At 62.4% G+C, this 26,357-nt stretch carries 28 protein-coding genes; 16 read left to right on the top strand and 12 right to left on the bottom strand.

What is annotated here, in order from left to right:
* Positions 1 to 4: 4 nt before the first annotated feature.
* The 5 genes from HH303_RS12930 to HH303_RS12910 form a co-directional block, all read right to left on the bottom strand.
* Positions 5 to 523: a MarR family winged helix-turn-helix transcriptional regulator gene (locus HH303_RS12930; RefSeq protein WP_169625733.1), complete on the bottom strand. Its 519-nt coding sequence runs from the start codon at positions 521 to 523 to the stop codon at positions 5 to 7.
* Positions 520 to 1,284: an SDR family NAD(P)-dependent oxidoreductase gene (locus tag HH303_RS12925; protein WP_169625732.1), complete on the bottom strand. Its 765-nt coding sequence runs from the start codon at positions 1,282 to 1,284 to the stop codon at positions 520 to 522. The genes HH303_RS12930 and HH303_RS12925 overlap by 4 nt, the downstream gene beginning before the upstream one ends.
* A 5-nt stretch (positions 1,285 to 1,289) precedes the next feature.
* Entirely contained in the window at positions 1,290 to 3,584 is a 2,295-nt protein-coding gene (locus HH303_RS12920; RefSeq protein ID WP_169625731.1) for a bifunctional salicylyl-CoA 5-hydroxylase/oxidoreductase, read from the bottom strand.
* A 105-nt stretch (positions 3,585 to 3,689) separates the two neighbouring features.
* The gene (locus tag HH303_RS12915; protein ID WP_319637402.1) at positions 3,690 to 4,637 is read right to left on the bottom strand and encodes a hydroxyacid dehydrogenase; all 948 of its coding nucleotides are present in this window, start codon (positions 4,635 to 4,637) and stop codon (positions 3,690 to 3,692) included.
* Position 4,638: 1 nt separating this feature from the next.
* Positions 4,639 to 5,118 (bottom strand): toxin-activating lysine-acyltransferase, encoded by a 480-nt coding sequence (locus tag HH303_RS12910; protein WP_169625730.1) that lies wholly within the window; start codon positions 5,116 to 5,118, stop codon positions 4,639 to 4,641.
* 206 nt (positions 5,119 to 5,324) lie between these two features.
* On the opposite strand from HH303_RS12910, the gene HH303_RS12905 reads away from it, so the two are divergent.
* The 4 genes from HH303_RS12905 to HH303_RS12890 all read left to right on the top strand — a co-directional run bounded on the left by HH303_RS12905 (position 5,325) and on the right by HH303_RS12890 (position 8,915).
* Positions 5,325 to 6,566 (top strand): hypothetical protein, encoded by a 1,242-nt coding sequence (locus HH303_RS12905; protein WP_169625729.1) that lies wholly within the window; start codon positions 5,325 to 5,327, stop codon positions 6,564 to 6,566.
* A gap of 42 nt (positions 6,567 to 6,608) precedes the next feature.
* Complete coding sequence (locus HH303_RS12900; RefSeq protein WP_169625728.1) at positions 6,609 to 7,064, top strand: YaiI/YqxD family protein; 456 nt, start codon at positions 6,609 to 6,611, stop codon at positions 7,062 to 7,064.
* Positions 7,065 to 7,334: 270 nt separating this feature from the next.
* Positions 7,335 to 8,573 carry a DNA sulfur modification protein DndB gene (locus tag HH303_RS12895; protein WP_169625727.1) on the top strand — a complete coding sequence of 413 codons (1,239 nt, stop codon included), beginning with the start codon at positions 7,335 to 7,337 and terminating at the stop codon, positions 8,571 to 8,573.
* Between the two features lie 189 nt (positions 8,574 to 8,762).
* Positions 8,763 to 8,915, top strand: coding sequence for a hypothetical protein (locus HH303_RS12890; RefSeq protein WP_169625726.1), 153 nt, complete (start codon positions 8,763 to 8,765; stop codon positions 8,913 to 8,915).
* A gap of 144 nt (positions 8,916 to 9,059) precedes the next feature.
* On the opposite strand, the gene typA is transcribed toward HH303_RS12890, so the two are convergent.
* Both typA and HH303_RS12880 read right to left on the bottom strand, forming a co-directional pair.
* Entirely contained in the window at positions 9,060 to 10,901 is a 1,842-nt protein-coding gene (gene typA / locus HH303_RS12885) for a translational GTPase TypA (RefSeq protein WP_169625725.1), read from the bottom strand.
* A gap of 8 nt (positions 10,902 to 10,909) precedes the next feature.
* Positions 10,910 to 11,644: a type 1 glutamine amidotransferase gene (locus HH303_RS12880; protein WP_169625724.1), complete on the bottom strand. Its 735-nt coding sequence runs from the start codon at positions 11,642 to 11,644 to the stop codon at positions 10,910 to 10,912.
* 173 nt (positions 11,645 to 11,817) lie between these two features.
* On the opposite strand from HH303_RS12880, the gene HH303_RS12875 reads away from it, so the two are divergent.
* The 3 genes from HH303_RS12875 to HH303_RS12865 are packed head-to-tail and all read left to right on the top strand — an operon-like array spanning position 11,818 to position 14,099.
* Positions 11,818 to 12,396: an NADPH-dependent FMN reductase gene (locus HH303_RS12875; RefSeq protein ID WP_169625723.1), complete on the top strand. Its 579-nt coding sequence runs from the start codon at positions 11,818 to 11,820 to the stop codon at positions 12,394 to 12,396.
* A gap of 10 nt (positions 12,397 to 12,406) precedes the next feature.
* Positions 12,407 to 13,147: an SAM hydrolase/SAM-dependent halogenase family protein gene (locus HH303_RS12870; RefSeq protein ID WP_169625722.1), complete on the top strand. Its 741-nt coding sequence runs from the start codon at positions 12,407 to 12,409 to the stop codon at positions 13,145 to 13,147.
* The gene (locus HH303_RS12865) at positions 13,140 to 14,099 is read left to right on the top strand and encodes an alpha/beta hydrolase (RefSeq protein WP_227421753.1); all 960 of its coding nucleotides are present in this window, start codon (positions 13,140 to 13,142) and stop codon (positions 14,097 to 14,099) included. Before HH303_RS12870 ends, HH303_RS12865 begins: the two co-directional genes overlap by 8 nt.
* Here HH303_RS12865 and HH303_RS12860 read toward each other — a convergent pair.
* The 3 genes from HH303_RS12860 to HH303_RS12850 are packed head-to-tail and all read right to left on the bottom strand — an operon-like array spanning position 14,077 to position 16,275.
* Positions 14,077 to 14,922, bottom strand: coding sequence for an alpha/beta fold hydrolase (locus tag HH303_RS12860; RefSeq protein WP_169625721.1), 846 nt, complete (start codon positions 14,920 to 14,922; stop codon positions 14,077 to 14,079). The two genes, HH303_RS12865 and HH303_RS12860, sit on opposite strands and share 23 nt — an antisense overlap.
* On the bottom strand, positions 14,906 to 15,790 hold the full coding sequence (locus tag HH303_RS12855) for a fructosamine kinase family protein (RefSeq protein WP_169625720.1): 885 nt from the start codon (positions 15,788 to 15,790) through the stop codon (positions 14,906 to 14,908). Before HH303_RS12855 ends, HH303_RS12860 begins: the two co-directional genes overlap by 17 nt.
* Positions 15,787 to 16,275 carry a low molecular weight protein-tyrosine-phosphatase gene (locus tag HH303_RS12850; protein ID WP_169625719.1) on the bottom strand — a complete coding sequence of 163 codons (489 nt, stop codon included), beginning with the start codon at positions 16,273 to 16,275 and terminating at the stop codon, positions 15,787 to 15,789. The genes HH303_RS12855 and HH303_RS12850 overlap by 4 nt, the downstream gene beginning before the upstream one ends.
* A gap of 79 nt (positions 16,276 to 16,354) precedes the next feature.
* Here HH303_RS12850 and HH303_RS12845 point away from each other — a divergent pair, with 79 nt between their 5' ends.
* The 7 genes from HH303_RS12845 (at position 16,355) to hslO (ending at position 22,743) form a co-directional block, all read left to right on the top strand.
* Entirely contained in the window at positions 16,355 to 17,083 is a 729-nt protein-coding gene (locus HH303_RS12845; RefSeq protein WP_169625718.1) for an NAD-dependent deacylase, read from the top strand.
* Complete coding sequence (locus HH303_RS12840) at positions 17,080 to 17,676, top strand: uracil-DNA glycosylase family protein (protein ID WP_169625717.1); 597 nt, start codon at positions 17,080 to 17,082, stop codon at positions 17,674 to 17,676. The genes HH303_RS12845 and HH303_RS12840 overlap by 4 nt, the downstream gene beginning before the upstream one ends.
* On the top strand, positions 17,673 to 18,602 hold the full coding sequence (locus HH303_RS12835; protein ID WP_169625716.1) for a DMT family transporter: 930 nt from the start codon (positions 17,673 to 17,675) through the stop codon (positions 18,600 to 18,602). The genes HH303_RS12840 and HH303_RS12835 overlap by 4 nt, the downstream gene beginning before the upstream one ends.
* A 2-nt stretch (positions 18,603 to 18,604) precedes the next feature.
* Positions 18,605 to 19,594: a CaiB/BaiF CoA transferase family protein gene (locus tag HH303_RS12830; protein ID WP_169625715.1), complete on the top strand. Its 990-nt coding sequence runs from the start codon at positions 18,605 to 18,607 to the stop codon at positions 19,592 to 19,594.
* A gap of 81 nt (positions 19,595 to 19,675) precedes the next feature.
* A complete protein-coding gene (locus HH303_RS12825; RefSeq protein WP_169625714.1) occupies positions 19,676 to 20,875 on the top strand; it encodes an aspartate aminotransferase family protein in 1,200 nt (399 codons plus the stop codon).
* Complete coding sequence (gene argF / locus HH303_RS12820) at positions 20,868 to 21,779, top strand: ornithine carbamoyltransferase (protein WP_169625713.1); 912 nt, start codon at positions 20,868 to 20,870, stop codon at positions 21,777 to 21,779. Before HH303_RS12825 ends, argF begins: the two co-directional genes overlap by 8 nt.
* A gap of 25 nt (positions 21,780 to 21,804) precedes the next feature.
* Positions 21,805 to 22,743, top strand: coding sequence for an Hsp33 family molecular chaperone HslO (gene hslO / locus HH303_RS12815; protein ID WP_169625712.1), 939 nt, complete (start codon positions 21,805 to 21,807; stop codon positions 22,741 to 22,743).
* Between the two features lie 12 nt (positions 22,744 to 22,755).
* On the opposite strand, the gene rmuC is transcribed toward hslO, so the two are convergent.
* Positions 22,756 to 24,222, bottom strand: a complete 1,467-nt coding sequence (rmuC, locus tag HH303_RS12810; RefSeq protein WP_169625711.1) for a DNA recombination protein RmuC — start codon at positions 24,220 to 24,222, stop codon at positions 22,756 to 22,758.
* Positions 24,223 to 24,450: 228 nt separating this feature from the next.
* Between rmuC and HH303_RS12805 the strand changes: the two genes are divergently transcribed.
* Positions 24,451 to 25,068, top strand: a complete 618-nt coding sequence (locus HH303_RS12805; protein ID WP_169625710.1) for an FMN-dependent NADH-azoreductase — start codon at positions 24,451 to 24,453, stop codon at positions 25,066 to 25,068.
* A gap of 83 nt (positions 25,069 to 25,151) precedes the next feature.
* The gene (locus HH303_RS12800) at positions 25,152 to 25,913 is read left to right on the top strand and encodes a DUF6969 family protein (RefSeq protein WP_169625709.1); all 762 of its coding nucleotides are present in this window, start codon (positions 25,152 to 25,154) and stop codon (positions 25,911 to 25,913) included.
* Between the two features lie 9 nt (positions 25,914 to 25,922).
* Here the strand turns inward: HH303_RS12800 and HH303_RS12795 are convergent, their stop codons facing one another.
* The gene (locus tag HH303_RS12795; RefSeq protein ID WP_169625708.1) at positions 25,923 to 26,330 is read right to left on the bottom strand and encodes a helix-turn-helix domain-containing protein; all 408 of its coding nucleotides are present in this window, start codon (positions 26,328 to 26,330) and stop codon (positions 25,923 to 25,925) included.
* Positions 26,331 to 26,357: the final 27 nt, after the last annotated feature.

Genomic DNA, 26,357 nt, shown 5'->3' with positions numbered 1-26,357 from the left:
GGCGTTACACTCCCTTTTTTTTGATCTTGGCGTCTTCCGCCATTTTCTGTTCCTCGCGCAGGATGCGCAGCAGGTCCGTCAGCGCCCCCACTTCCTCCGCGCTATAGATACCCAGCAATTCGTCGATCCAGGTTTCATGCGCCGCGGCCATTTCCTGGAAGACCGCCCGCCCATTCGCCGTCAGCGCCACCAAGGTCGCGCGACGGTCGCGCTCGTTCGTCACGCGTTTGACATGGCCTTCTTCTTCCAGCCGGTCGACAATGCCGGTGACGTTCCCGTTGGACACCATCAGGCGCTGCGACAGTTTCGTCATGGTCATGCCGCCTTCGCAGCGGTCCAGAACCGCCAGGACGTCGAAGCGCGGCAGGGTGGCGTCGAATTCCGTCTTCAGCCGTTCCCGCAGGATCAATTCGATCCGCCGGGCGGTGCGCAGCATGCCAAGCCACAGCCGCAGGCGTTTTTTCGACATCGTCTCGTCCCCGTTTGCCGGGTCCGGATTCTCCGCCGCGTTGGATTGCGTCATTGGGTTTCTCCCCCTGATACCGAAATTGCCTGTCCGGTGACGGACCGCGCCCCCTCCGAACACAGCCACAGAACCGTTTCGGCCACTTCCTCCGGCTGGATGAAGCGGCCCTGCGGATTGCCTTTCGACAATTCCGCCCTGGCCGCCGCCTCATCCCGTCCGGTTTTTTCCATGATATTGGTAATGCTCTCCTGCAGCAGCGGGGTTTCGGTGAATCCCGGACAGACGGCGTTCACCGTCACGCCGTCCTTCGCCACCTCGACGGCCAGCGCACGGGTTAAGCCGACGACGCCGTGTTTCGCCGCGCAATAAGGCGCGACATAGGGATAGCCCTTGAGCCCCGCCGTGCTGGCAATGAAAAGGATACGCCCCGCCTTTGCCTTGCGCATGGGCCCCAGCGCCGCGCGTGCCGTCAGGAAGGCACCGGTCAGGTTTACCGCCATCATCCGATCCCAAGCCGCAAGATCGGTTCGACCGAAGGGCGCGCTTTCCGCCGCCCCGGCATTGGCCACGGCGATGGTCACGGGGCCGAAAGACGCCGCCGCCTGTTCGAACAGGGCATCGACCGACGCCTCGTCCGTCACGTCGCAAGCGATCGCCTGGGCGCGCGGCAGGGTTTCCGCCACGGCCTTGATCGGCCCTTCGCGCCGTCCGGCCAGGGTCACCAGCGCACCGGCATCGGACAATACCTTCGCAATCGCCGCGCCGACGCCGGTACCGCCCCCGGTAATGACTGCATGATGCGCCGACAGATCGGTCATTGCGATCAAACCTTTCCGGTCATTTGCTCCTGGCGTCCCGCCAAACGTTGTATCTGATCCCGTCCGGCATAATACGGTTCCGGCCAAGTCTTGTCTGCATAGCCGAGGCCCGCCGCCGCGTGCAGCGTCCAATAGGGATCGGCCAGATGCGGCCGGGCCAGACAGCACAGATCCGCACGCCCGGCCATCAGGATCGAATTCACGTGATCCGGTTCGTAGATATTGCCGACCGCCATGGTGGCGATCCCGGCCTCGTTCCGAATCCGGTCGGAAAACGGTGTCTGGAACATGCGGCCATAGACAGGCTGGGCGCGTTTCGACGTCTGTCCCGCGGAAACATCCACGATATCGACCCCGGCGTCGCGCAGCATGCCCGCGATTTCCAACGCGTCGTCCGGCCCGATCCCGTCGCCGTCGACCCAGTCATGGGCGGAAATGCGCGCGGATATCGGGCGATCTTCCGGCCAGACGGCGCGCACCGCCTTGAACACTTCCAACGGGAAGCGCATCCGGTTTTCCAGGCTGCCGCCATATTCATCCGTCCGCTTATTGGTCAGCGGCGTGATGAAGGCCGACATCAAGTAGCCGTGGGCGTAATGCAGTTCCAGCATGTCGAAACCGGCCCGCGCCCCGCGCTCCGCCGCCGCGACGAACTGATCGCGGACCGCGTCCATGTCCGCACGGGTCATTTCCTTCGGCACCTGATTCCGGTCGGACCACGCGACCGGCGACGGACCCAGGATTTCCCAGTTCCCTTCCGGCAGCGGCGCATCCATTTCCTGCCAGCCCAGTTGGGTCGACCCTTTCGGCCCGGAATGGCCCAATTGCAGTGCCATTTTCGCGCTGGATTCGGCATGGACGAAATCGACGATGCGTTTCCAGGCCGTTTCCTGCGCATCGGAATAGAGGCCCGGACAGCCGGGGGTGATCCGCCCTTCCGGGGAAATGCAGGTCATTTCCGTATAGACCAGCCCTGCCCCGCCCAGGGCCCGGCTTGTGTAATGCGTGAAGTGCCAGTCGGTCGGCACGCCGTCGACGGCCTTGTACTGCGCCATGGGGGACACGACGACGCGGTTCTTCAATTCCATCCCGCGCAGGCGGAAAGGCACGAACATCGGCGGGCGGACCGTTTCCGGTTCCGTCCCCGTCGCGGCGCGGTCGAACCATTTTTCCGCCGCTTCCAGCCAGCCCTTGTCGCGGGCGCGCAGGTTTTCGTGGCTGATCCGCTGCGATCGCGTCAGCAGGGAATAGGTGAACTGCATCGGGTCGAGATGCAGGTAACGCTCGACCTCCTCGAACCATTCGGTCGAATTGCGCGCCGCGGATTGCAGGCGCAGAACCTCCAGCCGCCGTTCGTCCTCATACCGCTTGAAAGCGGCGGCCATGCTGGGTTCGGAATGCAGATAATCCGCCAATGCGATGGCACTTTCCAGGGCCAGTTTCGAGCCGGACCCGATGGAGAAATGCGCCGTCGCCGCCGCGTCGCCCATCAGCACGATATTCTCATGGGACCAAGTTTCGCACAGGACCCGGTTGAAATTCAGCCAGGCGGAACCGCGCAGATGCCGCGCATTGCTCATCAACGCATTGCCGTTCAGATATTTGGCGAAAACCTTTTCGCAGGTCGCGATGGTTTCGTCCGTCGTCATCTTGTCGAAGCCGAAATTGGCCCAAGTCTGTTCCGAACATTCGACGATGAAGGTCGCGGTCTTGTCGTCGAATTGATAGGCATGGACCCAGATCCAGCCGTGTTCGGTTTCTTCGAAGATGAAGGTGAAGGCATCGTCGAAACGCTGATGCGTGCCCAGCCAGATGAACTTGCAGGCGCGCGTCTGGATATCCGGTTTGAAGACATCCTGCAGCGCCGTGCGCGTCTTGGAATTGATGCCGTCCGCCGCGACGACGAGGTCATAGTCGTGGCGATAGTCCTCGATACTGTCGATTTCGGTTTCGAACCGCAGTTCGATGCCGAGTTCTTTCGCCCTGTCCTGCAGGACGTTCAATAGCGCCTTGCGACCGATCCCGCAGAAGCCGTGACCGCCGGATTTGACCGTCTGGCCCCGGTAATGAACGGCGATATCGTCCCAATAGGAGAAATTCTCGCGGATCACGGCGGCGCTGGCCGCGTCGTTTTCGGCCAGATGGTCCAGCGTCTCGTCGGACAGGACCACGCCCCAACCGAATGTGTCATAGGGCCGGTTGCGTTCGATCACCACGACCTCGTGGGACGGATCGCGCAATTTCATGGAAATGGCGAAATAGAGACCGGCCGGGCCTCCTCCCAGACATGCGACTTTCATGGCGCTTCTCCCGTCAACTTTGTGACCAGTCGGCTTTTGCTTCAGGGAAGAGGGTGACGCAGACCCGATTTTATTTCAAGTCAAAAATATTTAAGCCTAAAACAATCAAGCAAAGGCGGCGATTACGCGGTCGGCGATCATACCGCTGACACGCAGGTCGGATTCCTGCGTAACCCCCGCAATATGGGGTGTCAGGATCAGGTTCGGCACATCGCGGAATTTGTCGCCCGCGTCGCGAGTCAGCGGCTCCGTTTCAAAAACATCAAGCGCCGCGCCGCCCAGCTTGCCGGCTTTCAACGCGGCGATAACGGCGGCCTCATCCAGGGTGCCGCCGCGCGCGGAATTGATCAGCACCGCGCCGGGCTTCATCCCGGCAATAAACTCCGCGCCGACAATATAGCGCGTCGCGTCGGTCAGCGGAACATGCAGGCTGACCACGTCGCTCCACCCCGCCAGATCCGCCAGGGACAGGTTTTCCACACCGTTCCAGGCCGGATCGTCCGCCGGGACGAAGGGATCGAAGGCCCCGACCTTGAAGCCGAGCGCCCGCGCCATGCCCGCCGCCCGGCGGGAAATCGCGCCGAAGCCGATGAAGCCGAAATTCTTGCCCGCGGCCTCCCGCCCTTGCAGGCGGTTGCGCGGCCAGGCCCCGTCCATGACGTCCCGGTTCGAATAATAGGCCCCGCGCAGCAGCACCAGCGCCATGGTCACGGCATATTCCGCGACGGACAGATCGTTCGCGCCGGTCGCCGGGCAAACCTCTATCCCCATCGCGCGGCAGGTTTCCATATCGATATTGTCCAGCCCGACGCCCAGCCGTCCCAGGATGCGGACCTTTTGCGCCGCCGCCAGGACCGGACCGCGCACTTGCGTCCGGTTGCGCACGATCCAGGCATCCGCCTGGGCCACGGCTTGGGTCAGCGCCGGGATATCCTGAAACAGGTCGGGATCGTAGGTCACATCGAAGACGGCGCGCAGTCGATCGACCGCGCCGGCCTCCATCCCTTCCGATATGACGAGTGTCGGCTTTTGCGCAGAGTCTTTCAGGGACACTCTATAGCGCGTCCGAGGAGACGACGGAGCGATTCCCGGCGCTGTCCGTGCGGTGATATTTGAAGACCACGTCTTTCAGCGCCGTCTTGGCCATATCCTCGATCATGCCCTTCGCGCGCTGCCCTTTCGACAGGTCGACGACATCGATGATCCAATAGCGGTCGCCGCTGTCCCAATCCTGCGGGCGCAGGCGCGCCGACCCGGACAGAAGACGCTGCTCCGCCTCCTCGTCCAGCTTCGCCCAGAGCACGAGCCCGACGGGCCGCCCCTTCGAATCGCGATAGACGCGGAACTGGTTGCGCACCACCGGCGGGATGACCAGCCAGTCCAGATCGGCCATGAAGAAATGACGGTGCGACGGCGTCATGGAGAACAGCCAGCAAATCTCACCCAATACGGAAGCGACGGTCGGTGCCGGGCGCGTTGTGCCGCCGGTATCCGCCTTGTTCGCCGCTTGCGATTTTTGAACCGTCTCGGCCATTATTCCCCCCGACGTTCGGTACAGGACGCCAGTTGACACGAAATTCTTTTTTCGCGCAACGACTTGATCGACGTTGAAGGAATCTTAAGAACCCATCGCAATACTCTTTCGCGACGCACAAAATAAACGTACAATTTATTAAAATTTTAGCAATGGGGCGACAGCCTCGACGCGTACGGCCGGATGTGGGGGAGCACAACTTGGGCATGGACCGCGAAACGCTGATCTATCTGCTCAGCTCAGGCAAATTTCTATGCTTCAATCCGGGGGAGCTGGACGGCACCGACGTGTTCGATGAGCCGCCGCTGGACATTACCCCGCAATTGACCTCCTCCATCCCGGATCCCAACGCCCCGCCCGTCGTACCGGGTCGGGAGCCGCTGTTCGATTCGCCGCTTTTCGCCCGCGCCGTCTTCTTCAAGGAGGCGACGGTCAATCACGACGACGAAATCGGCGTCGCGACGCGGGTGCTGATCCTGTTCAACGAGGATGACGCGCGGGAGGGCGGGGCCTCCGTCTCCGCCCTGCCCGACGAATTCGAACCGGCGATTAACAAATGGTTCGGCGGCAAGATCGAGGTCACGCTGACCCCGCACGACCGCAACGTGCTGGACGTCTTCTGCCGGTCGCCGACCTTCGACCCGTTCCTGTTGCTGGCCCATCGCGCGGATATCGAACGCGACCGCAAGGTCGACCAGGACTGGTTCGCCGTCGATCCGCGCACGGCATCGTCGACCCGCGCCATCATCGCCGACAGGGCCAAGCGGCTGGTCGATCTGGCGCTGGACGACAATACTTCCGACGAACGCTACAAGGCGACGGTGGAGGCCTTGCAGGACGCCATCTGGGCCTGCCGCACCAACGACCGGACGGGCCGCCTGTTCCGCAGCATCGGCATCCCCGCCGATCGGGTCGAACGCGTCCTTTTCGCCTGGAAGGGCATCGCCTATTACGAATTCCTATATCGGGAGTTCAGCGCCGATTACACCGATTTCCTGGCCTGGCTGAACGGCCCGGACTCCCTGCCCCGCGATGCGAAGCATATTACCCAGCGTCAGATCGACATGATCAAATCCAAACGCCGGCAGGCCCAGACCGTGATGCGCGGTTTCTACTCCAACGCCACGGATATCCTGAAAAACCACGAGTCCGCGCACCGATCCCTGCTGAAGGAAGGCAACCCGGTGCCGTTTCAGCAATTCCTGCTGGCCGCGCCGACCATGTTCGAAACCCTCGGCATTTCCATCGGCACCTTCGGCCATGCCCGCAACGCCTGGAAGACCCTGACCAATGGCGGCCGCCGACCAAAACGCAATGCCGACGCGTTGGAAGGCTTCTACCGCTTCATTCAGGAACTGGGCGCGACCCCGCTGTCCCGCCCCGGCGCGGCGAAGCAGATGCAGGAAAAGGCGGTCTATAGCCTTCAACCGCTCCAGCCCTTAAACTGAGCCCCTCCGAAACAGCCCCGCATAATCGAAACAGTGGTTCAGATGACGGAAATTTACGTAGACGCCGACGCCTGCCCGGTGAAGGACGAGGTCCTGCGCGTCGCCGCCCGGCACAGACTGAAAACCATCATGGTCAGCGACGGCGGCATCCGCCCCAGCCCCGACCCGATGGTCCAGGTCGTCACCGTCGCGTCCGGCGCCGACGCCGCCGACGACTGGATCGCGGCGCATATCGGCAAGGGCGACATCTGCGTCACCAACGACATCCCGCTGGCCGCCCGCTGCCTGGAACAGGGCGCGCTGGCCCTCAAACCCAACGGCCAGACCTACACCCAAGACAATATCGGCCAAGCCCTCGCCACCCGCGAGCTGATGCAGTCCCTCCGCGAAACCAACCAAATCACCGGCGGCCCAAGGCCGTTCTCAAAGGCGGACCGGTCGGAGTTTTTGAATAGGCTGGAGGTGGTGGTTCAGATGGCTAGGCGATTAAGCGTTTAAACATATCAAGAGAACATTTCATGCCGCCAAATGGGTTTCTGAATCTCGCCGATTGTCGAAACGAAAAACCCAATATAAACAGTGAGTTAAAGGCGCTTCGACAAAATTTTCTGCCGGACAAATCAACCCTTTCCCCGTGCGTTTTTACGCGGGGAAGCACATTTATATTGCGGGGATATTGACATCCCGCGTGATTTTTGTTTTTATTTGATCGCCGGCGACGCGTTTCTGCGGCCGAACCCGTATTCAAAGCGACCAAGGAAACGATTTATGATCACTGTAACGACCCCCACGACAAACTTTCCTGCCATGCAAGGCCGCGTGGGCGACCGTCTTGTAACATATTCGACTCAAATCCCCCCTCATGCCATCGAAGGCCTGCTAGGGCACGACCCGCGCTCTCGCCATTGGAAAAAGCTGCCCGGCGACATCGAAGCGATTTACTCGAAAGTACAAAGAGCGACTGCGGGACAAAGGCTTCGTGGCATTATGGACTATGTACGCTTAAGATTTAGTCCGCGTTCTACGCTCATTGGAGCATTTCCTGCAGTTTCTATCGCAATTCAAAACCATGTCGGTTTCCGACCTCTAGCGATTCCAGACACAGAAGGCGTCGGTCACATCCAAATTGATATGAGTTCTCGAAATGCCCGTATCGTAGTCGATGGTCTTGGACGTCTTTCCAGTGTTCTAGAGTTGTTAGAAATGAGTTACGACGAGAGCAGGCCTAGCGATGACCGTCAGCAATTAGTTGACTTACTTAGCAGTTTCTCGATCCCGGTCGTGATTTACGCGCCGCATCCTGAATCTGAACCTCTCAGTCGTGCAGAAATGGGCCAACTTTTCTTCGACTTTAACTTCAAAGCTGTAGCTGTCCCTCCCCGGATCGCCATTTCCCTAGATATGTCTGACCCTTACATTCAGGTTACGAACAGGCTCGCCCGCGAAAGTAACGCAATTAAGAACCATGGCGGCATGGAAGAAAGGGCGGCGTCTCTGGGTGCCAAATCAACAGCTATAGTTGTTCAGCAAGTGCTGCTCCGTTTCGTCCGCGGAGCAATGGAAGGCGCTTCCTTCCAAGAAAGCAACAAAGCGGAAATAGAGAACCCAACGCTTTCTGCAGAAAACACTCTAGAACATGCCAAAGCGATGGCTGAATTCTTGGATGCTTTCGCAGATGCAATGGGGGAAGCGTTTTCAAAAGACCGGAAATCCCTCCATTTATCGTCTCCAGGCTGGCAAACGATTGGGGTTATCTACCATGACGTTGTTCATGCACTCGCTTCCAAAGACCCTGTGGAAACCGCCAGAAACCTAGCCCAAATTGATTGGAGCCGGTCTGGACCGCTTTGGTCTGATCTTGTGGTAGAGAAAGAGCATTCTGATGGAACGAAAGAACTAGTACTTCATAGTGCTGGCGCTTCGACAAAGCGCGAGATGGTTAAAAAAGTTCGAGCGGCCCTGAGCATCGACTCACTACCGAGCGAAAGTTCGGAGGCACTCATATGAAAAACCAATAAAGGGAAGGCATTGATGATGCCTTCCCTTTTTGGAAGTTAAATGGCCCAAATCTCAAGATGCGGTCGGGCCAAGCAACTCGATAGTTCTGACAGACGGAAGGCTAAACCAAAGCCTCGGGTTGGACAAGGCCGCTCGGAAAGGAGGTTGATATGGATGCGAAGTTACGGACGCAAACAAATGACTGCAGCGATCGCCGCTCAGATCAAGAAGTTGGCTGCCACAACGGACCTGTTTCAGCACCAGATAGCCGCGCGCCTTGAAATCAATCAAGGTCGCGTGTCTGAAGTGTTGTCTGGAAAGCGGTATGCTAACGTTCCCGCAGCCAAATAACAGACAATTGCGTGGGCAGCTAGTTAGTAGCTAGCTGCCCACATTCATTTATGAATTTTGTTTTTATCACCTACTCCATGCATAAAAAACCGCCCGAACCTTGCGATCCGGGCGGCTTGGTCATTTCAGGCGTTTGACGCGGCGTTATGCGGCTTCTTCCGCGTCGCGTTTGCGTTTGTCTTTTTTGCGTTCGTGCGGGTCCAGGATGGCCTTGCGCAGGCGGATGGACTTCGGCGTGACCTCGACGCGTTCGTCGTCCTGGATATAGGCCAGCGCCTCTTCCAGGGTGCGGCGGACCGGCGTGGTCAGCTTCAGGGCGTCGTCCTTGCCGGACGCGCGGAAGTTGGTCAGCTGTTTCGCCTTCAGCGGGTTCACTTCCAGATCGTTGCCCTTGTTGTGTTCGCCCAGGATCATGCCGCCATAGACGGGGTCGCCGGGGGAGACGAAGAGCGGGCCGCGTTCTTCCAGGTTGGCGAGCGCATAGGGCACGGCGGTGCCCTGTTCGGCGGAGATCAGCACGCCCGCGCGGCGCCCCGGGATCGGGCCCTTATACGGGGCGAAGCCGGTGAACATGCGCGACAGGATGCCCGTGCCCCGCGTGTCGGCCAGGAATTCGCCCTGATAGCCGATCAGGCCGCGCGACGGGATGTCGAAGACGATGCGGGTCTTGCCGCCGCCGGACGGGGCCATCTGGGTCATTTCGCCCTTGCGCAGGCCCAGCTTTTCCACCACGACGCCGGAAAATTCCTCGTCCACGTCGACCTGGACTTCCTCCATCGGTTCGATGCGCTGGCCCTTTTCGTCCTTGCGGAACAGAACGCGCGGCGGGCCGACGGTCAGTTCGAAGCCTTCGCGGCGCAGGGTTTCCAGCAGCACGCCCAGTTGCAATTCGCCGCGACCGGCGACTTCGTAGGCGTCCTTTTCCGCGCTTTCCGTGACGCGGATGGCGACGTTGCTTTCCGCCTCCCGCTCCAGCCGGTCGCCGATCATGCGGCCGGTCAGCTTGTCGCCTTCGCGGCCCGCCAGCGGGCTGTCGTTCACGGATACGGTCATGGCCATGGTCGGCGGGGCGATCGGACGGCCCGGCACCGGTTCGGTCACGGACGGATCGCAGATCGTGTCGGCCACGGTGGCGACGGTCATCCCGGCGATGGCGACGATATCGCCCGCGCTGGCCGTTTCCACCGGTTCGCGCTTCAGGCCCCGGAAGGCCAGCAGCTTGGTCAGGCGGCCGCTTTCCAACTGCTTGCCGTCGCGCGACAGGCCCTTGACCGTGCGGTTGACGGCAATCGTGCCGGATTCGATGCGGCCCGTCAGGATGCGGCCCAGATAGGGGTCGCTTTCCAGCGTCGTGACCAGCATGCGGAACGGGCCGGACGTATCGGCCTCCGGCGGGGAAACCTTGTCCAGGACGGTTTCGAACAGCGGCGTCAGATCGGTGCGGTCGTCGTCCAGGGAGCGCGCGGCCCAGCCTTGCTTCGCCGAGGCGTAGAGGACCGGGAAGTCCAACTGATCCTCATTGGCGTCCAGCGCGACGAACAGGTCGAAAACCTGATCGATGACCCAGTCGGGACGGGCATCCGGCTTGTCGACCTTATTGATGACGACGATCGGCTTCAGGCCCAGTTCCAGCGCCTTGATGGTCACGAATTTCGTTTGCGGCATCGGCCCTTCGGCGGCGTCGACCAGCAGCACGACCCCGTCGACCATGGACAGGATGCGTTCGACCTCTCCGCCGAAATCGGCGTGGCCGGGGGTATCGACGATGTTGATGCGCGTGCCCTTCCAATCGACCGACGTGCATTTCGCCAGGATGGTGATCCCGCGTTCCTTTTCCAGGTCGTTGGAATCCATCGCGCGTTCGGCGAGTTGCTGGTGCGACTGCACCGCGCCGGATTGGGTCAGCAGCTTGTCCACCATGGTGGTTTTGCCGTGGTCGACATGCGCGATGATCGCGATGTTACGAAGGGTGTTTTGAGCGGACATGGTATTCTTCAGCTTTCAAGAGCATGGGTAAAGAAGGCGCCGATCCACGCGGCGGCGCGGTCTGCATCGCGCGCCCGCGGCGTTTCGACGACGGTTGTCAGCCCCGGATCGACCACATCGGCCCCGATCCGGTCGCGCCGGAAGGTATACAGATCCTTCACATAGGCGCTGGGCATTTCGGGATGGCTTTGCAGCGTCAGGATCTTGTTCCCGACGGCGACCATGGCATTCGGGCAGAAGTCGCTGCCGGCCAGGACCTGCGCGCCTTCCGGCAGAACCGTCACCTGATCCTGATGGGAGACATAGGTGTCGAATTCCGTGCCCGGCGCCACCGCATCGGACAGCCAGTCCGGCACGTTGGCGAAAGTATAGCGATGGGTGCCGACGCCCCAGCCGCGATCCGACTTTTCCGCCTTGCCGCCCAGGGCCTGGGCGATGGCCTGATGGCCGAAGCAGATACCGACCATGGGCACGCCCGCATCCGCCGCGCCGCGAATGAAGTCCAGCAGGCGCGGGATGAAGGGTTCGGCATCGTAGACGCCCAGCGCGCTGCCGGTGATCAGCCACGCGTCGCAATCGGTCACGCTGTCCGGGAATTCATTGTCGATGACCGGATAGTCGACGATCTCCGACCCTTCCGGCAGGTGTGCCCGCAACAGGTCGGCGAACATGGCCGGATAATAGCCATGGGTTTCGTCCAGCGGCGCGGGCGGCCGCCCGGCTTCCAGGATGCCCAGACGCATCGTGATCCTCTTGTCTCAGTAAAGCGCTTTGCGCGGCTTGTAGCGGAGGAAACGCGATCCGTCCAGCAAGCTTTCCGCAGTGCACACCGCATAATCGGCCCTGCGTCGTTTCGGGTTGCCCCGATGGGACGGCGCGTTACCTTGGACCCGACAGGACAGAACAGGAGGATCGCATGACACAGCCGAAACTTCTCGCCTTCGCCGGAAGCACCCGGAAAGGGTCATTGAACGAGGCCATGCTGCGGGTCGCCGTGGCCGGGGCGCAGGCGGAAGGCGCGGATGTCACGCATGTAACGCTCGCCGACTATCCGATGCCGCTGTTCAATCAGGACTTGGAAGCCGAGCAGGGCGAACCCGACGGCGCGGCGCGGCTGAAGACCCTGTTCGCGGCGGCGGACGGGCTGTTGATCGCCTGCCCGGAATATAACGGGTCGATCACGCCCTTGCTGAAAAACACGCTGGACTGGGTGTCGCGCAAGGATGCGGGCGGGCCGGGCGGCCGCTATTACAAGGGCAAGACGGCGGGATTGATTTCCGCCAGCGCCGGGCGCCTCGGCGGCATGCGCGGGCTGGTCCATGTGCGCCAGATCCTGACCAATCTGGGGGCCGTCGTGATCCCCGAACAATTGGCGGTGTTCGGCGCGGACAAGCTGTTCGGCGACGACGGCGTGCCGGAGGACGAGGCCCGCGCCGAACAGTTGCGCGATGTCGGCGGCGCGCTGGCCCGCACCACCGCGAAACTGATCGGATAAAGGCGCCCCGATGCGAAGCCCGATTTTCTTCTTCACCGATTTCCGATGGGACGGCCCCTATGTCGGTCAGATGCACGGCGCGGCGCTGGCCGCCAATCCCGACGCGCATCTGGTCGACCTGATGCATGACGCGCCCAGCCGCGACCCGAAACTGTCGGCCTATCTGTTGGCGGCGCTGCTGCGCGACCTGCCAGAGGGCGCGACCGTCGTCGGCGTCGTCGATCCCGGCGTCGGCAGCGCGCGGGAGGCCCTGATGGTCGACGTCGACGGCAAGCGGCTGGTCGGCCCGGATAACGGATTGTTCGAAATCGCCATGCGGCAGGCGATGCATGTCGAACGCACCGCCCTGCAATGGCGGCCGGAACGCCTGTCCGCGTCCTTCCACGGGCGCGACCTGTTCGCCCCCGCCGCCGCGCGCTGGGCCGCCGGTCACCGGCCCGCCTGCACTCCCTTGCCCGCCTTTCCGGAAAACCGGCCCGGCGCGACCTGGCCCGACGATCTGGCGCAGGTGATCTATATCGACGGCTACGGCAATGCGATGACCGGCATTCGCGCGGCGGTCCTGCCCGACCCGGTGCGCCTGACCCTGTCCGACGGCAGCGCCCCGCCGCGCGCGCGTACCTTTTCCGATGTGCCGGAACGTTTCGGCTTCTGGTACGAAAACAGCATCGGCCTTGCCGAAATCGCCGTGAACGGCGGCAGCGCCGCCCAGAAATACGGGCTGCGCGCCGGGTCCGTCGTGGATGTTTAGCGGTTATTCCAATCTACGGATGGGGTATCATGTCCTGCTTTCGGCGCTCTTCCTGATGGTCGCCGCCACGGCATCGGCGGAAACGGTGCGGATCGACGGCCCCGCAGGGCCGCTTGCCGGGGAAATGATCGCCGTCGACGGCGCGCGGCACGCGGTCGTCATCGTTCCGGGATCGGGGCCGACCGACAGTGACGGGAACGGCAAGCAGATGGGCCTGCATTCGGACACCTATAAACTGCTGGCGGAAGGTCTCGCCGGGGCGGGAATCGCGTCTATCCGGATCGACAAGCGCGGCTTTTTCGGCAGCCGATCCGCCATCGCCGACCCGAACGACGTGACCGTCGCCGCCTATGCGCAGGACACCCGCGATTGGGTGCGGCGGGCAGCGGATCTGGCCCCCTGCGTCTGGATCGCCGGTCACTCGGAAGGCGGTTTGGTCGCGCTGCTGGCCGCGCAGGAGCCGCCGGAAAACCTCTGCGGTCTGATCCTGCTGGCGGCGGCGGGGCGTCCCATCGGCCGGTTATTGGTCGACCAGATGCGTGCCATGCCGGGCAACGCCCCCTTTATGCCGCAAATCGAAGCCGCCGTCTCCGCGCTGGAGGCGGGCCATATCCACGACCCCGCCGCATTGCCACCGTTCCTGCGACCGATGTTCACCGCCGGGCTGCAACGCTACATGATCGACCTGTTCTCCTATGATCCGACAGCGTTGGCGCGCGACTGGGCAGGTCCGGCGCTGATCGTCCAGGGCGATGCGGATATGCAGATCAAGCCGAAGGACGCCGACTTGTTGGCCACCGCGATGCCCCAGGCCGTGCGTGCCGATCTGACCGGCGCGACACATATGCTGAAAGACGATGTCCCCGGTCAGCCGTTCGTCAGTTACACCGACCCGTCACTGCCGCTACATGCCGGACTGATCCCGGCCATCACTGCCTTTCTGAACGATTGACGGCCCCGGCCCGCAGACGCATCGCGATATAGGCGAAAATCCGTCCGGCTTCGGTTGCCTGAAAGCACGGGCTGAAAGCGGCGGCATGGGGTCTGGCGACGATACAGGGCGAGTGTCGATAGGCGATGCCCGGGCGGGCGGCCAGCCATGTCATCGCGTCCGGCGGTTCGAACGGATCGCCGGAAAAGCCGAAGATCAAGCCGTCCAACCTATCCGACGCCGTGATCTCCGCGATCTGCCGGTCGCGTTCCGCCTGCCACGCAGCGCCGCGATAGGCCCGACGGCCCGCAAAAGCCGGGGCAAAGCCGATCAATCCGGCGACCGGAACCCGCCCCTGCGCTTGGATGAGCAATCCCGCCCAGGCGCCCGCCGATTGCCCCATCAGAACGATGTGATCCGACGATACCCCGTCCGCCATCATCCGCAGCAACAGGGATTCCGTATCCGCCGCCCGGCGCCGGACCTTCGCCACGCCGTCGCCGTCCTCCTGATTGAAGCCGCCGGTCTTCGTCGGTGTGCAGTATTGGAAAACGGTCAGGCGATATCCGTCGACCATCCGCCCGTCCAGATCGGCCGCCACCGGCGGCAGGGCCAGACGGCTGCACGGGTCCGGTTTGCCTTCCGCGACGGAGCCGTTCAGATAGACGATGAAGACGCGCGGCGCGGCGGATCGAAACGGCTCGCGGGCCGACCGCCCCGGCGGATCGCCGACGAATCCGCTCCCCATGCCCAATTCCGGCACGGGACGATAAACCGATGCCGCCAGAAGCAGCAGCGGCAGCAAAGCCCCGAACCGCAGGACGCGCTTAACCCGGCCCGACATACCGCGTCACAATCTCGTCCACGCGGCGGCCATAGGACCCGCCGAAAAACCAGGCATGCGCCAGCAAAGGTTCGACTTGATACAGCAATTGCCGTTCTTCGAAGAACAGGGGATCGATCGCCCTATGGTCTGCATAGCGTGCGAAGAACGCATCGCCGACCCCGCCGAATAGGGTCAGGAAGGCCAGTTCGATTTCCGGGTCGGCGTAGTAAACCGCCGGGTCGATCACCGCCGCCAGCCGTCCCTTGTCGAACAACACATTGCCCATCCACAGATCGCCATGGATCAGGGCGCTGGGCCCCTCACCGGGAATCCAGGCATGGATTTGATCGCACAGCCGTTCCAGCCGCGCGAAACAACCGGGCGGCAGGCGGCCCACCTCTTCCGCCAATCGCCCCAGGAAAAGCAGGCGATGGTCGCGGAAAAAGTCGGGCCAACTATCCGTCCAGGGATTGGGCCGCTGCAACGGGCCGATCGGCGTCGGCTGATCATAACCGAACCGCACCGACTGCTGACTGTGCAATGCGGCCAGACCGTCGGCGAGATCCATCATGCCGGATCCGCCGCCGACCCCATCATTGTCGATATGATCCAGGATCAGGAAATCCCGTTCGGAATACAGCACCGCCGGCACCGGAAGGGTTTCCGTGCGGCGCAGACGGTTGAGCATGGCCGCTTCCTCGCGCAGGGAAACGGGTTTCAGATCCGTCGGCTGCGGCCGCGGTTCCAGGACCTTGACCACGACGCGACGCCCATCCGCCATCTCGCACAGGGAGGTGTCGCAGATATTGCCCCCGGATAGCGGGCGTCTTTGGCGGATCGCGCTGTTCAGCGCGGTTTCGATGCGGCGGCGCAGCGGCGCCGTCACAGACGCTCCCGCAGCGCCTGGATCCAGGCCTTGCACCCGGCCTCTATCAGGTCCAGGGAATATTCGTAGTCGGCCACGCCGCCGTAGTAAGGGTCGGGCACGTCGTGCCGCCCGACATCCGGCGCGGCATCCAGGAACAACCGGATATCCGGGCTGGCCGATGCCGGTTTCGACCGGGTCAGATGGGCGATATGGCTGTCGTCCATGCCCAGGATCAAATCGAAATCGGTGTAATCGGCGGGGCGCAGCGGGCGCGAGAAAATGCCCGTGAAGTCATAACCGCGCGCCGCCGCGCTCACGACCGCTTGTTGGGTCGGCGATTCCCCTTCATGCCAATCCTTGGTGCCCGCGCTGTCGACCGTGACGCGATCCGCAAGCCCCGCTTCCGTCAGCATATGGCGCAGGACGCCTTCCGCCGTGGTGGAACGGCAAATGTTCCCGGTACAGACCATCAGGATACGATAGGGTGCGGATGCCGTGCTCATTTCGCCTCTCGAAAGCGGGTTCGACTTTGGTTAGCATGACCGAATAATTTCGCAAAGATTTACGGGATGGAATTGACCGATGGCCACCGCTGACGCCGCCTTTCCGATCGTCGTGCTGACCGGCGCGGGCATTTCGCGGGAATCCGGACTGGCGACCTTTCGGGACGCGGACGGCATCTGGGCGACGGTGCGCATAGAGGATGTGGCGACGCCGGAAGCCTTCGCCGCCGATCCGGCGCGCGTGCACGACTTCTATAACGAGCGGCGGCGCGGGCTGCTGGACCCGGCGGTCCAGCCGAATGCCGCCCACGCGGCGCTGGCGCGATTGGAAAAGGACTGGCCGGGCGAGGTTCTGATCGTCACCCAGAATATCGACGACCTGCACGAACGCGCGGGCAGCCGCAATCTGATCCATATGCACGGGGAGCTGCTGAAGGCCCGCTGCACGCGATGCCAGACGGTTTCCGCCTGGGGCAATGACATGTCGGTGAAATCCGCCTGTGCCAATTGCGGGACGCGCGGCACCATGCGCCCGCATATCGTCTGGTTCGGTGAAATGCCCTTCATGATGGAGGAAATTTACGCCGCCCTGGCCAAGTGCGGCCTGTTCCTGTCCATCGGGACATCCGGCAATGTCTATCCCGCCGCCGGATTTGTAGCGGCGGCGAACGAAACGGGCCGCGCCCAGACGGTCGAAATCAACCTGGAACCGTCGGAAGGGGCGACCCTGTTTCAGGAAGGCGTCTACGGCCCCGCGACGGAAACCGTTCCCGCCGTGGTCGACCAGATTCTGACCTATACGGCATGACCAAGCCGGAGACGTTGGACAATCTGCTGATGGAGGTGCGCGGCTGTACGCTTTGCGCCGATCATCTGCCTCTGGGTCCGCGCCCCGTCGTGCGGATGCAGGGCGGGGCGCGCATCCTGATCGTCGGCCAAGCGCCAGGCACGAAGGTCCACGAAACCGGCATCCCCTGGAACGATGCATCCGGCGACCGCTTGCGCGATTGGCTGTCCCTGTCCAAGGACATTTTCTACGACGAAACCAAAATCGCGATCATGCCCATGGGGTTCTGTTATCCGGGCCGCGATCCGAAGGGCGGGGACAAACCGCCGCGCCCCGAATGCGCCCGAACTTGGCACGACAGGCTGCTATTGCATCTACCGGACATCGATTTAACGCTTTTGGTCGGTTCTTATGCGCAAAAGCGATACTTGGGATCCGCCGCATCGGCCACAATGACGGAATCCGTCCGGAACTTCCGGACCCATCTGTCCGCGGGTTTCTTGCCCCTGCCCCACCCGTCCTGGCGCACGACGGCGTGGCAGCGCAAGAACCCCTGGTTCGACGAAGAGGTTTTACCCGTGTTGCGATCGCGTGTCGGGGAGTATGTGGCGTGAGTTCCGTCACGGAAAACAAACTTGAAACGCCGCTCTGGCCCAGTCTGGCGATCGTCGTCGCCTCCGTCCTGTGGGGACTGTATTGGATTCCCATGCGCAGCCTGGAAGAGGTCGGCATCGAAAAGGGCTGGCCGTCCCTGGTCTTGAACGTCGGTGTCCTGGCGGTTCTGCTGCCCGGCATTGCCCTCCGCTGGCGGCGATTCCTGTTTCAGCCGGGGCAGCTCGCCATCGCCGGACTGTCCATCGGCGCGGCCCTGGGTCTGTACGGCATCGCCTTGAACCTGACCGATGTCGTGCGCGCCGTTTTGCTGTTCTACCTGTCCCCGGCCTGGTCCACGCTAATCGGCCTGATCTGGTTGGGGGAACGGTTGACCCTGCGCCGGATCGCCGCCCTGACCATGGGGTTCGCCGGTCTGGTCGTCGTTCTGGGGATCGAGGACGGCATCCCCCTGCCGCAATCCGTCGGCGACTGGATGGCGTTGGTGTCCGGCATGGTCTGGTCCATCGGATCGGCGAAAATCTATACCAGCCGCGGCCATGGGACGTTCGAAATTTCCTGCAGCATGGCCCTGGGCACGGTGGTCGTCGCCGGAGCGATGCTTGCGATCTTCCCGGCGGATGTGATCGGCGGATTCCCCACCCCGTCCGATCCGGCCAAGGCGCTGGCCATCCTGGCCATCGGGATTGCGGTTCTGATGATGCCCATCCTGTTCCTCACTGTCTGGGGCACGAAACGCCTGTCACCGGCGACGGCGGGCATCCTGCTGCTGGGCGATCTGGTGGTCGCCGTCGCTTCCGCCGCGATCCTGTTGGAAGACGAACCTTTCGGTGTCCGGGAAATTACCGGTACCTTGCTGATCGCCGGGGCCGGGTTCCTGGAGGTCTTGCCCTTCCGACGACGCAGAAGGGCCGTTGAAGGAGTGTGAGCGTGCAGGACAGCCTTTCGGGTATCCGGGTTCTCGATTTTTCCACGCTGCTGCCGGGGCCTCTGGCGACGTTGCTGATGGCGGAGGCCGGGGCGGAAGTCACCAAGATCGAACCGCCTGGCGGCGAGGATATGCGCCGGTTTCCGCCCTTTCTGCCGGATGGAAGCGGGGCCTGTTATCGGTTGCTCAATCGCGGCAAGACGGTCCGGGAACTGGACCTGAAAGCACCGGACACGCTGGCGCTTTTGACCCCGTTGATCGAGGACGCGGATGTCCTGGTCGAACAGTTCCGACCCGGTGTGATGGACCGTTTGGGGCTCGGTTACGCCGCTGTCGCCAAAATCAATCCGTCCATCGTCTATTGTTCGATCACCGGCTACGGTCAGACGGGGCCGAAGGCGCGCAAGGCCGGGCACGACCTGACCTATATGGCCGAAAGCGGCATCCTGGGTCTGACAACGGGGGCCGACGGCCTGCCGATCCTGCCCCCCGTGCTGACCGCCGATATCGCGGGCGGTACCTATCCCGCCGTCATGCGGATCGCGCTGGCCCTGTTACGGCGAACCCGAACCGGTGACGGCGCGCATCTGGACATCGCCATGACCGACAATCTAAGGCCCTTCGCCTGGTGGGCGCAGGCGATCCACTCGGCCACCGGCAAGACACCCGGCCCCGGCGACTGGCTGCTGAACGGCGGATCGCCGCGCTATGGCATCTACGCCGCGCGGGATGGACGCGCCATCGCCGTCGGCGCGCTGGAGGAAAAATTCTGGCAGGCGCTCTGCGCGGCGGTCAATCTGCCCGAAGCCCTGCGCGACGACCGCAAGGACCCCGCTGCCACGCGGGCCGCTCTCGCCGCCGCCATTGCCACCCGGGACGCGGACGATTGGCGGCCCGTTTTCGACGCCGCCGACTGCTGCGCATCCATCGTCGAACGCCTCAGCGACGTGATCCGCGACGGGCAGGGCTCATTGTTCGGTCTCTCCCGTTGACTTAAGCCGGTTTCCCCTGCACTTTCGCCGCTTTCCGGCGGGGTCGGCCCGTTGGAACACCCCAGCAGAAAGAGTCAGGAGATGTCTGAAGTCCAACAATCCGCAGTCATGAACACCTATGCCCGGTCCCCCATTGCGTTCGACCGTGGCGAAGGCGTCTATCTGTGGGATACGGACGGGCGACGATATCTCGACTTCTATGCCGGGATCGCCGTGAACAGTCTGGGCCACGCCCATCCGCATCTGGTCGCCGCGCTGAAGGCGCAGGCCGAAAAGCTGTGGCACGTCGCCAACCTGTACACGATCCCGGAAGGCGAGAAGCTGGCGAAACGGTTGACCGAAAACAGCTTCGCCGATCGGGTTTTCTTCACCAATTCCGGCGTCGAGGCCCTGGAAGGCCTGATCAAGCTGGCGCGGCGCTACCATGCCGCCGGCGGGAATCCCGAGCGCTATCGCGTGGTCACGGTGGAGGGCGCCTTCCACGGCCGGTCGCTGGCGACCATCGCGGCGGCGAATAACAAGAAGTATCTCGACGGGTTCGGTCCGAAGGTCGATGGGTTCGACAACGTGCCCTTCGGCAATATGAACGCGTTGCGCGATGCGATCGGGCCGGAAACAGCCGCGATCCTGCTGGAACCGATCCAGGGCGAAGGCGGCATCCGTGCCGCGGACCTGGACTATCTGCGTCAGTTGCGCGCCGCTGCGGACGAATTCGGCATTCTGCTGATCCTGGACGAGGTTCAGTCGGGCAACGGCCGGACCGGCAAGATGTGGGCGCACGAATGGGCCGGGATCGAACCGGACGCCATCGCCACGGCGAAAGGCATCGGCGGCGGCTTCCCCATGGGCGCGATCCTGGCGAAGGAAGAGGCCGCGCGTGGCCTGACGCCCGGCACCCACGGCACGACCTTCGGCGGCAACCCACTGGCCATGGCCGTCGGCAATGCCGTGCTGGACGTGATCGGTGAACCCGGATTCATGGAACGCGTCGAAAAGGTCGGCGACTATCTGTGGGATAAGATGGCGGGCCTTGTCGCCAAACACCCCACCGTCTTCGCCGGACAGCGCGGCGCGGGCCTGATGCAGGGCCTGGCCTGCCAGCCGGATGTCAGCAATCTCGAATTCCTGAACGCCCTGCGCGAGGCGGGTCTTCTGACCGTCGGGGCGGGAGAAAACGTGATCCGTTTGCTGCCGCCGCTGATCGTCGAAGAGAAACACGTGGACGAAGCAGCCGCCATTATCGACACGGTCGCCGGTCAGTGGAGTAAAAAAGATGCCTAAACATTTCCTAGACCTGGACCATTTCGACGAAGCCGCGCTGCGGACCATGCTGGACAGCGGCAATGCGGGCCGCGAGCGCGACCGCAAACCCGGTGCGCCAAAGCCGTTGGACGGCAAGGTTCTGGCCCTGATCTTCGAAAAGCCCTCGACCCGTACGCGCATCAGCTTCGATGTCGGCATGAAGCAATTGGGCGGCGAGGTGGTCGTCATGACCCCGGCGGAAACTCAATTGGGCCGTGGCGAGACGATTGCCGACACGGCGCGCGTCCTGTCGCGTTACGTCGACGCGATCATGATCCGCACGACCGAAGAATCGAAACTGCTGGAACTGGCGGAACATGCGACGGTGCCCGTCATCAACGGCCTGACCGACCGCACCCATCCCTGCCAGTTGATGGCCGACGTGATGACCTATGAACAACATCGCGGGTCCATCAAGGGCAAGGTCGTGGCCTGGGCCGGGGACGGCAACAACATGGCCACCAGTTGGATTCACGCCGCCGCGCGGTTCGATTTCACCCTTCGCATCGCTTGCCCGGAAGAATTGCAGCCGCCGCGCGACGTGGTCGATTGGGCGGTCAAGGAAGGTTGCAAGCTGGAAATCGTCCACAATGCGGACCATGCCGTGAAGGATGCGGATTGCGTCGTCACCGATGTCTGGGTGTCCATGGGAGACCGCGACGCACCGGTGCGCCACAATCTGCTGCAACCCTTCCAGGTCAATGAAGAGCTGATGGCGAAGGCGAAGCCGGATGCGATCTTCATGCATTGCCTGCCCGCGCATCGCGGGGAGGAAGTGACCGCCGGTGTGATCGACGGCCCGCAAAGCGTCGTCTGGGACGAGGCGGAAAACCGTCTGCACGCACAGAAGGGCATCCTTCTTTGGTGCCTGGACAAGGTTTAAGGCCCATAAAGCTAAGGCCCGTAAAATGGCAGAAGAAATCCGCATCCCGGAAGGCGGGGATACCCCGCCGACCGGCACCCCGCTGACCGACGATTGCGTTCAGCCGTTCATGATCGACCGGACCGGCCTGCACGGCCGCATGGTCAAGCTGGGCGCAAGCGTCGATACGATCCTGTCCCGTCACGGTTATCCCGACCCGGTTGCCTATCTGCTGGGCGAGATGCTGGCCCTGTGTGCGGGTCTGGCGGCGGCGTTGAAGTTCGACGGCGTCTTCACCCTTCAGACGAAAGGGGACGGCCCCGTCCCGATGCTGGTCGCCGATGTGACCAGCGGCGGAAAGATGCGCGGATATGCCCAAGTGAAAGGGGAGGTGCCGCCACTGCACGATGTCGTGGCGGCCCCGATCCCGAAACTGCTGGGTCAGGGCTATCTTGCCTTCACCGTCGACCAGGGCAGCGACATGGAACGCTATCAAGGCATCGTGGCCCTGGAAGGCGCGACGGTCGAAGAATGCGTGCAACGCTATTTCGAACAATCGGAACAGTTCGCCTCCACCGTCAAACTCTGCGCCGGACGACGGGATGACGGCAGCATGGCGGCATCCGCCCTGCTGGTGCAGCGTCTGCCGGACGAAGGCGGCAACGAGGATATCGGCAAGGCGGACAGCGACGCCTGGCGCCGCGCCGTGGCGCTGATGAGTTCCGCCAAGCCGGAGGAAATGCTGGACCCCGGCCTGCCGCCGAACGATTTGCTCTATCGCCTGTTCCATGAAGACGGCGTGCGCGTCTTCCCGCCACAGGAATTGGTGGAGGAATGCCGCTGTTCCCGGTCCAAGATCGAGGGCGTGCTGAAGTCGCTGGAACCCGGCGCGCTGGACGACTTGAAGCTGGACAACGGCCTGATCGAGGTCACTTGCGAATTCTGTTCGCGTACCGAAAGCTTTTCGGACGCCGATCTGGCGTAAACACCGGTTGCCTTAACGCTTTGGCAGTTTCGGCGCGTCGTCGAACAGAAGGTCCCGATTCGGATTGGGCTCCCGGACGTCGGTTTCCACCGGCTCCAATTCCGGAACAGTGCCGTGACTGTCGCCGACCGACAGGTCCGTCATCTTCCGGGCCTGGGGCAGGACCGATCCTTCCAGGCTGCCGATGAAGGCATTGTGCTTGTTGACGTGACCTTGCAGGGATTTCGTCAATCCGGCGACATCGCCGCCCAGCTTCACCATGCGGCGGTACAGTTCGGTCGCGACCTCGTGCACCTTCTGGGCGTCCTTCGACGCCTTTTCCTGCCGCCAGCCGTAAGCAATCGCTTTCGCCAGCCCCAACAGGGTCGTCGGCGAACAGACGATGACACGCTTGTCCCAGGCGTCCTCGAACAAGGCCGGGTCGCGGGCCATGGCGGCGGAATACATCGGTTCCCCCGGCACGAACATGACGACGAAATCGACCGTATCGGAGGGCAGGTTCTTCCAGTAATCCTTGCGGCCCAGTTGGTCGACATGGGTGCGGATCTGACGCGCATGTTCCACCAGCTTGGCTTCCCGCTGCTCCTCGGTTTCCGCTTCCATCGCCTCCAGATAGGCGGAAAGCGAGGTCTTGGCATCGATCACCAGCGTCCGACCGCCGGGCATGTTCAGAACGACATCTGGGCGGCGCGCGCCGTCTTCCGTCGAAAAATGCTTTTCCGTTTCGAAATCCACATGTTCGGCCATGCCGGACAGTTCCAACAGCGTGCGCAACTGCTGCTCCCCCCAGCGCCCGCGCGTTTTCGGGGCACTGCGCAGGGCGTTGACCAGACTGACCGTCGTGTCGTTCAGCTTCCCATGGCTTTCCGCGATATGGCGGATTTGTTGGCTGAGCGCGCCTTCGTCCTGCTTTCGCTGGGTTTCCATGTCCGTGACCTGACGCTGGAAACGGTCCAGGGCTTCCTTCATCGGCGTGACCATGGCCTTCATCCCGGTCTCGCCCTTTTCCTGCTGCTGTTTGAAGACTTCCTGGGCGCGTTCCAGGAAGGTCTTGTTCGCCCCGTCCAGAAGACCGGACATCGCGATCTTCAATTCCTTTTCAATCTGGCCGTGGACGTTTTCCAGTTCCGCCAGTTTTTCCGCATGGGATTTGCGTTCGGCGTCCAACGTGGTTTGCAGGTTTTCGATTTGCACGCGCCGGTCGGTCAGGTCGGATTGGGCGGCCTCCAGCTTGGTCCGCAGGACGTCCCGTTCCTGTCGGATTTCCTCGCGGTCTTCTCCCAGCGCCCCCAACCGGGCCGACGCTGCCGACAGGTCGCTTCGCACCTGTTCGACGATCTGCGCCAGTTCCGTTTCCCGCGCGCGCATGGCGGAGAGTTCGGCAGCCTTGCCCCGAACGAGCGTCACCCAGGACAGGATTACCCCGACCGCGACGCCCCCGCCGGCCAAAATCGCCGCGATCTGGAGTTCGAATGGCATCGGAGTTTTCCTTCCTTCTGAGACGGGCCTTCTGAGACGGGCCTTCTGAGACGGGCCTTCTGAGACGAGAATGCCGACAAGACCCGATTCTACAGGATTCGGGAAGCCTCGGAGATTTGGCGGATTTTGGAAACAATATTGTTCTTTATACCGGGATTTTTTCCAAATCAGGCATGGTTATTTTACGCCCATACAGATTTTAACCCGATCCGATGATGGAGACCGACGATGACCACATCTTCCGAAAACGACAATCGCCCGCTTGCTGTCCTGCGTGTCGATTCGAGCGCCCGCGGCGACGCATCCACCAGCCGCGCCCTGAGCGACCGCGTAATCGAGAAACTGAAAGCTGAACACGGCGACGTTTCCGTTACCCTGCGCGACGTATCCGCCGGCCTTCCAATGGTGGACGGCGCGTGGCTCGGCGCGACCTTCACCGATCCTGCGGAGCGCAGCGACGACCAGAAAGCGACCCTGTCCCTTTCCGATACTTTGATTGACGAACTCCGGGCCGCAGATGTCCTAGTGATCGGGGTGCCGGTCTACAATTTCCAAATCCCGGCCGCGCTGAAGTCGTGGATCGATCTCGTCGCCCGCGCCCGGGAAACGTTCCAGTACACCGAAAGCGGCCCCGAAGGCCTGCTGAAAGGCAAAAAGGCAATTCTCACCTTTGCATCCGGTGGGGTGGACCTGAACGGCGTCGCCGATTTCACCACGCCGTATTTGAAGTTCATGCTTGGCTTCCTGGGCATTACCGACGTGCAAGTGGTGGCCGCCGACCGACAGAACCTCGATGAGACGGCGGTGGACCGGGCGACGGCTGAAATCGAACAGCTCGCGGCCTAATCCGCGCAACTGCCGACTTGTTCCCGAAGGGGCCGGATGCAAAACTGACGCATCCGGCCTTTTCCTTGTGGGACGAGTAATCCATGCCGCAATCGGCTGCGCCCAAATCGGTCCATGTGAATGGCGACGGCTCCACGCTGGAACCGTTCGACCTCGCGCGCTGTTTGACGGTGATGAGCGATGAGGAACGTTCGACGCTGCGCGCCGCCGGGGCGGAGGTGCTGAACTGTCAGCGCATCCTGAAAAAGACCTCAAGCAATGTCGTTTCCGAAATCCTGCGTCATCAGGGTTCCTATTATGAATGGAGCCACTACCCCAAGGGTGACGCCGTGGATTGGGAAACGCATTCCCTCTACTACTACCATTCCCATCCGAAGGAAGAACGGCCCGACGAACACGGGCATTTCCACACCTTCCTGTGTTACGACGGCATGCCCGACGATGTCGCCCCCCTGCCGCTGACCGTGCCGCAGGCGGAAAACGACAGCCGCGTCGGCGCGCATATCGTTGCCATCAGCATGGACAAGCGCGGCCGGGCATCGAAGCTGTTCACCGTGAATCGCTGGGTCACGGATGAAACCTGGTATCCCGCCGATGCGATGAAGCGCATGATCGATCGGTTTGAAATGGATCACGCCTTCCCGTCCTGGGCGACGAACCGATGGCTGAGCGCCATGATGATCCTGTTCAAACCGCAGATCGCCTATCTGCTCGACGCCCGCGACGCCGTGGTCGCGGATTGGGCCGCCCGGCATCCCGACACCGATGCGTTCGAAGATCGCGGCTTGGAAGTCGCCGCCGAATTGGACATCGATGTCGGCGAACAAGTCGCGGCCCTGGGCTGATTGCCCGCGTTACCCGTCGCCTGATTTCTGGCGCGTCGCGATCCGCAACAATTTCTGAAAACGCGGGCATTCCAAATGCGACGGTGCCGTGCATTCCGCCACATGCTGAATCGTATCGCGCAGGACCTGTAATTCCTCAATCTGTTTGTCAATTTCGGCGACCCGGGCCTTCAGGACCGGCCGGGGCAATTCGGTTACACCGCCCGCGCCGACGACATCGGCGATTTCAGACAAGGAGAACCCGGCCTTTTTACCCAAGGCGATCAAACGCAGCCGCCAAATCGCCTCCGGCCCAAATTGCCGCCGTAACCCATGCCGGGTAACCGACGAAATCAGGCCGATTTCGTCGTAATACCGCAATGTCGATGCCGGGACGCCCGATTGCGCGGCCAATTGGCCGATATCGATCATTTTCATGCTTGACCTCAAGTTGACTTGAAGTGG

Origin of the sequence: Pacificispira spongiicola (assembly GCF_012926505.1) — a bacterium.
Taxonomy (GTDB): domain Bacteria; phylum Pseudomonadota; class Alphaproteobacteria; order UBA8366; family Aestuariispiraceae; genus Pacificispira; species Pacificispira spongiicola.
This window is presented reverse-complemented; position numbering and strand designations above follow the sequence as displayed.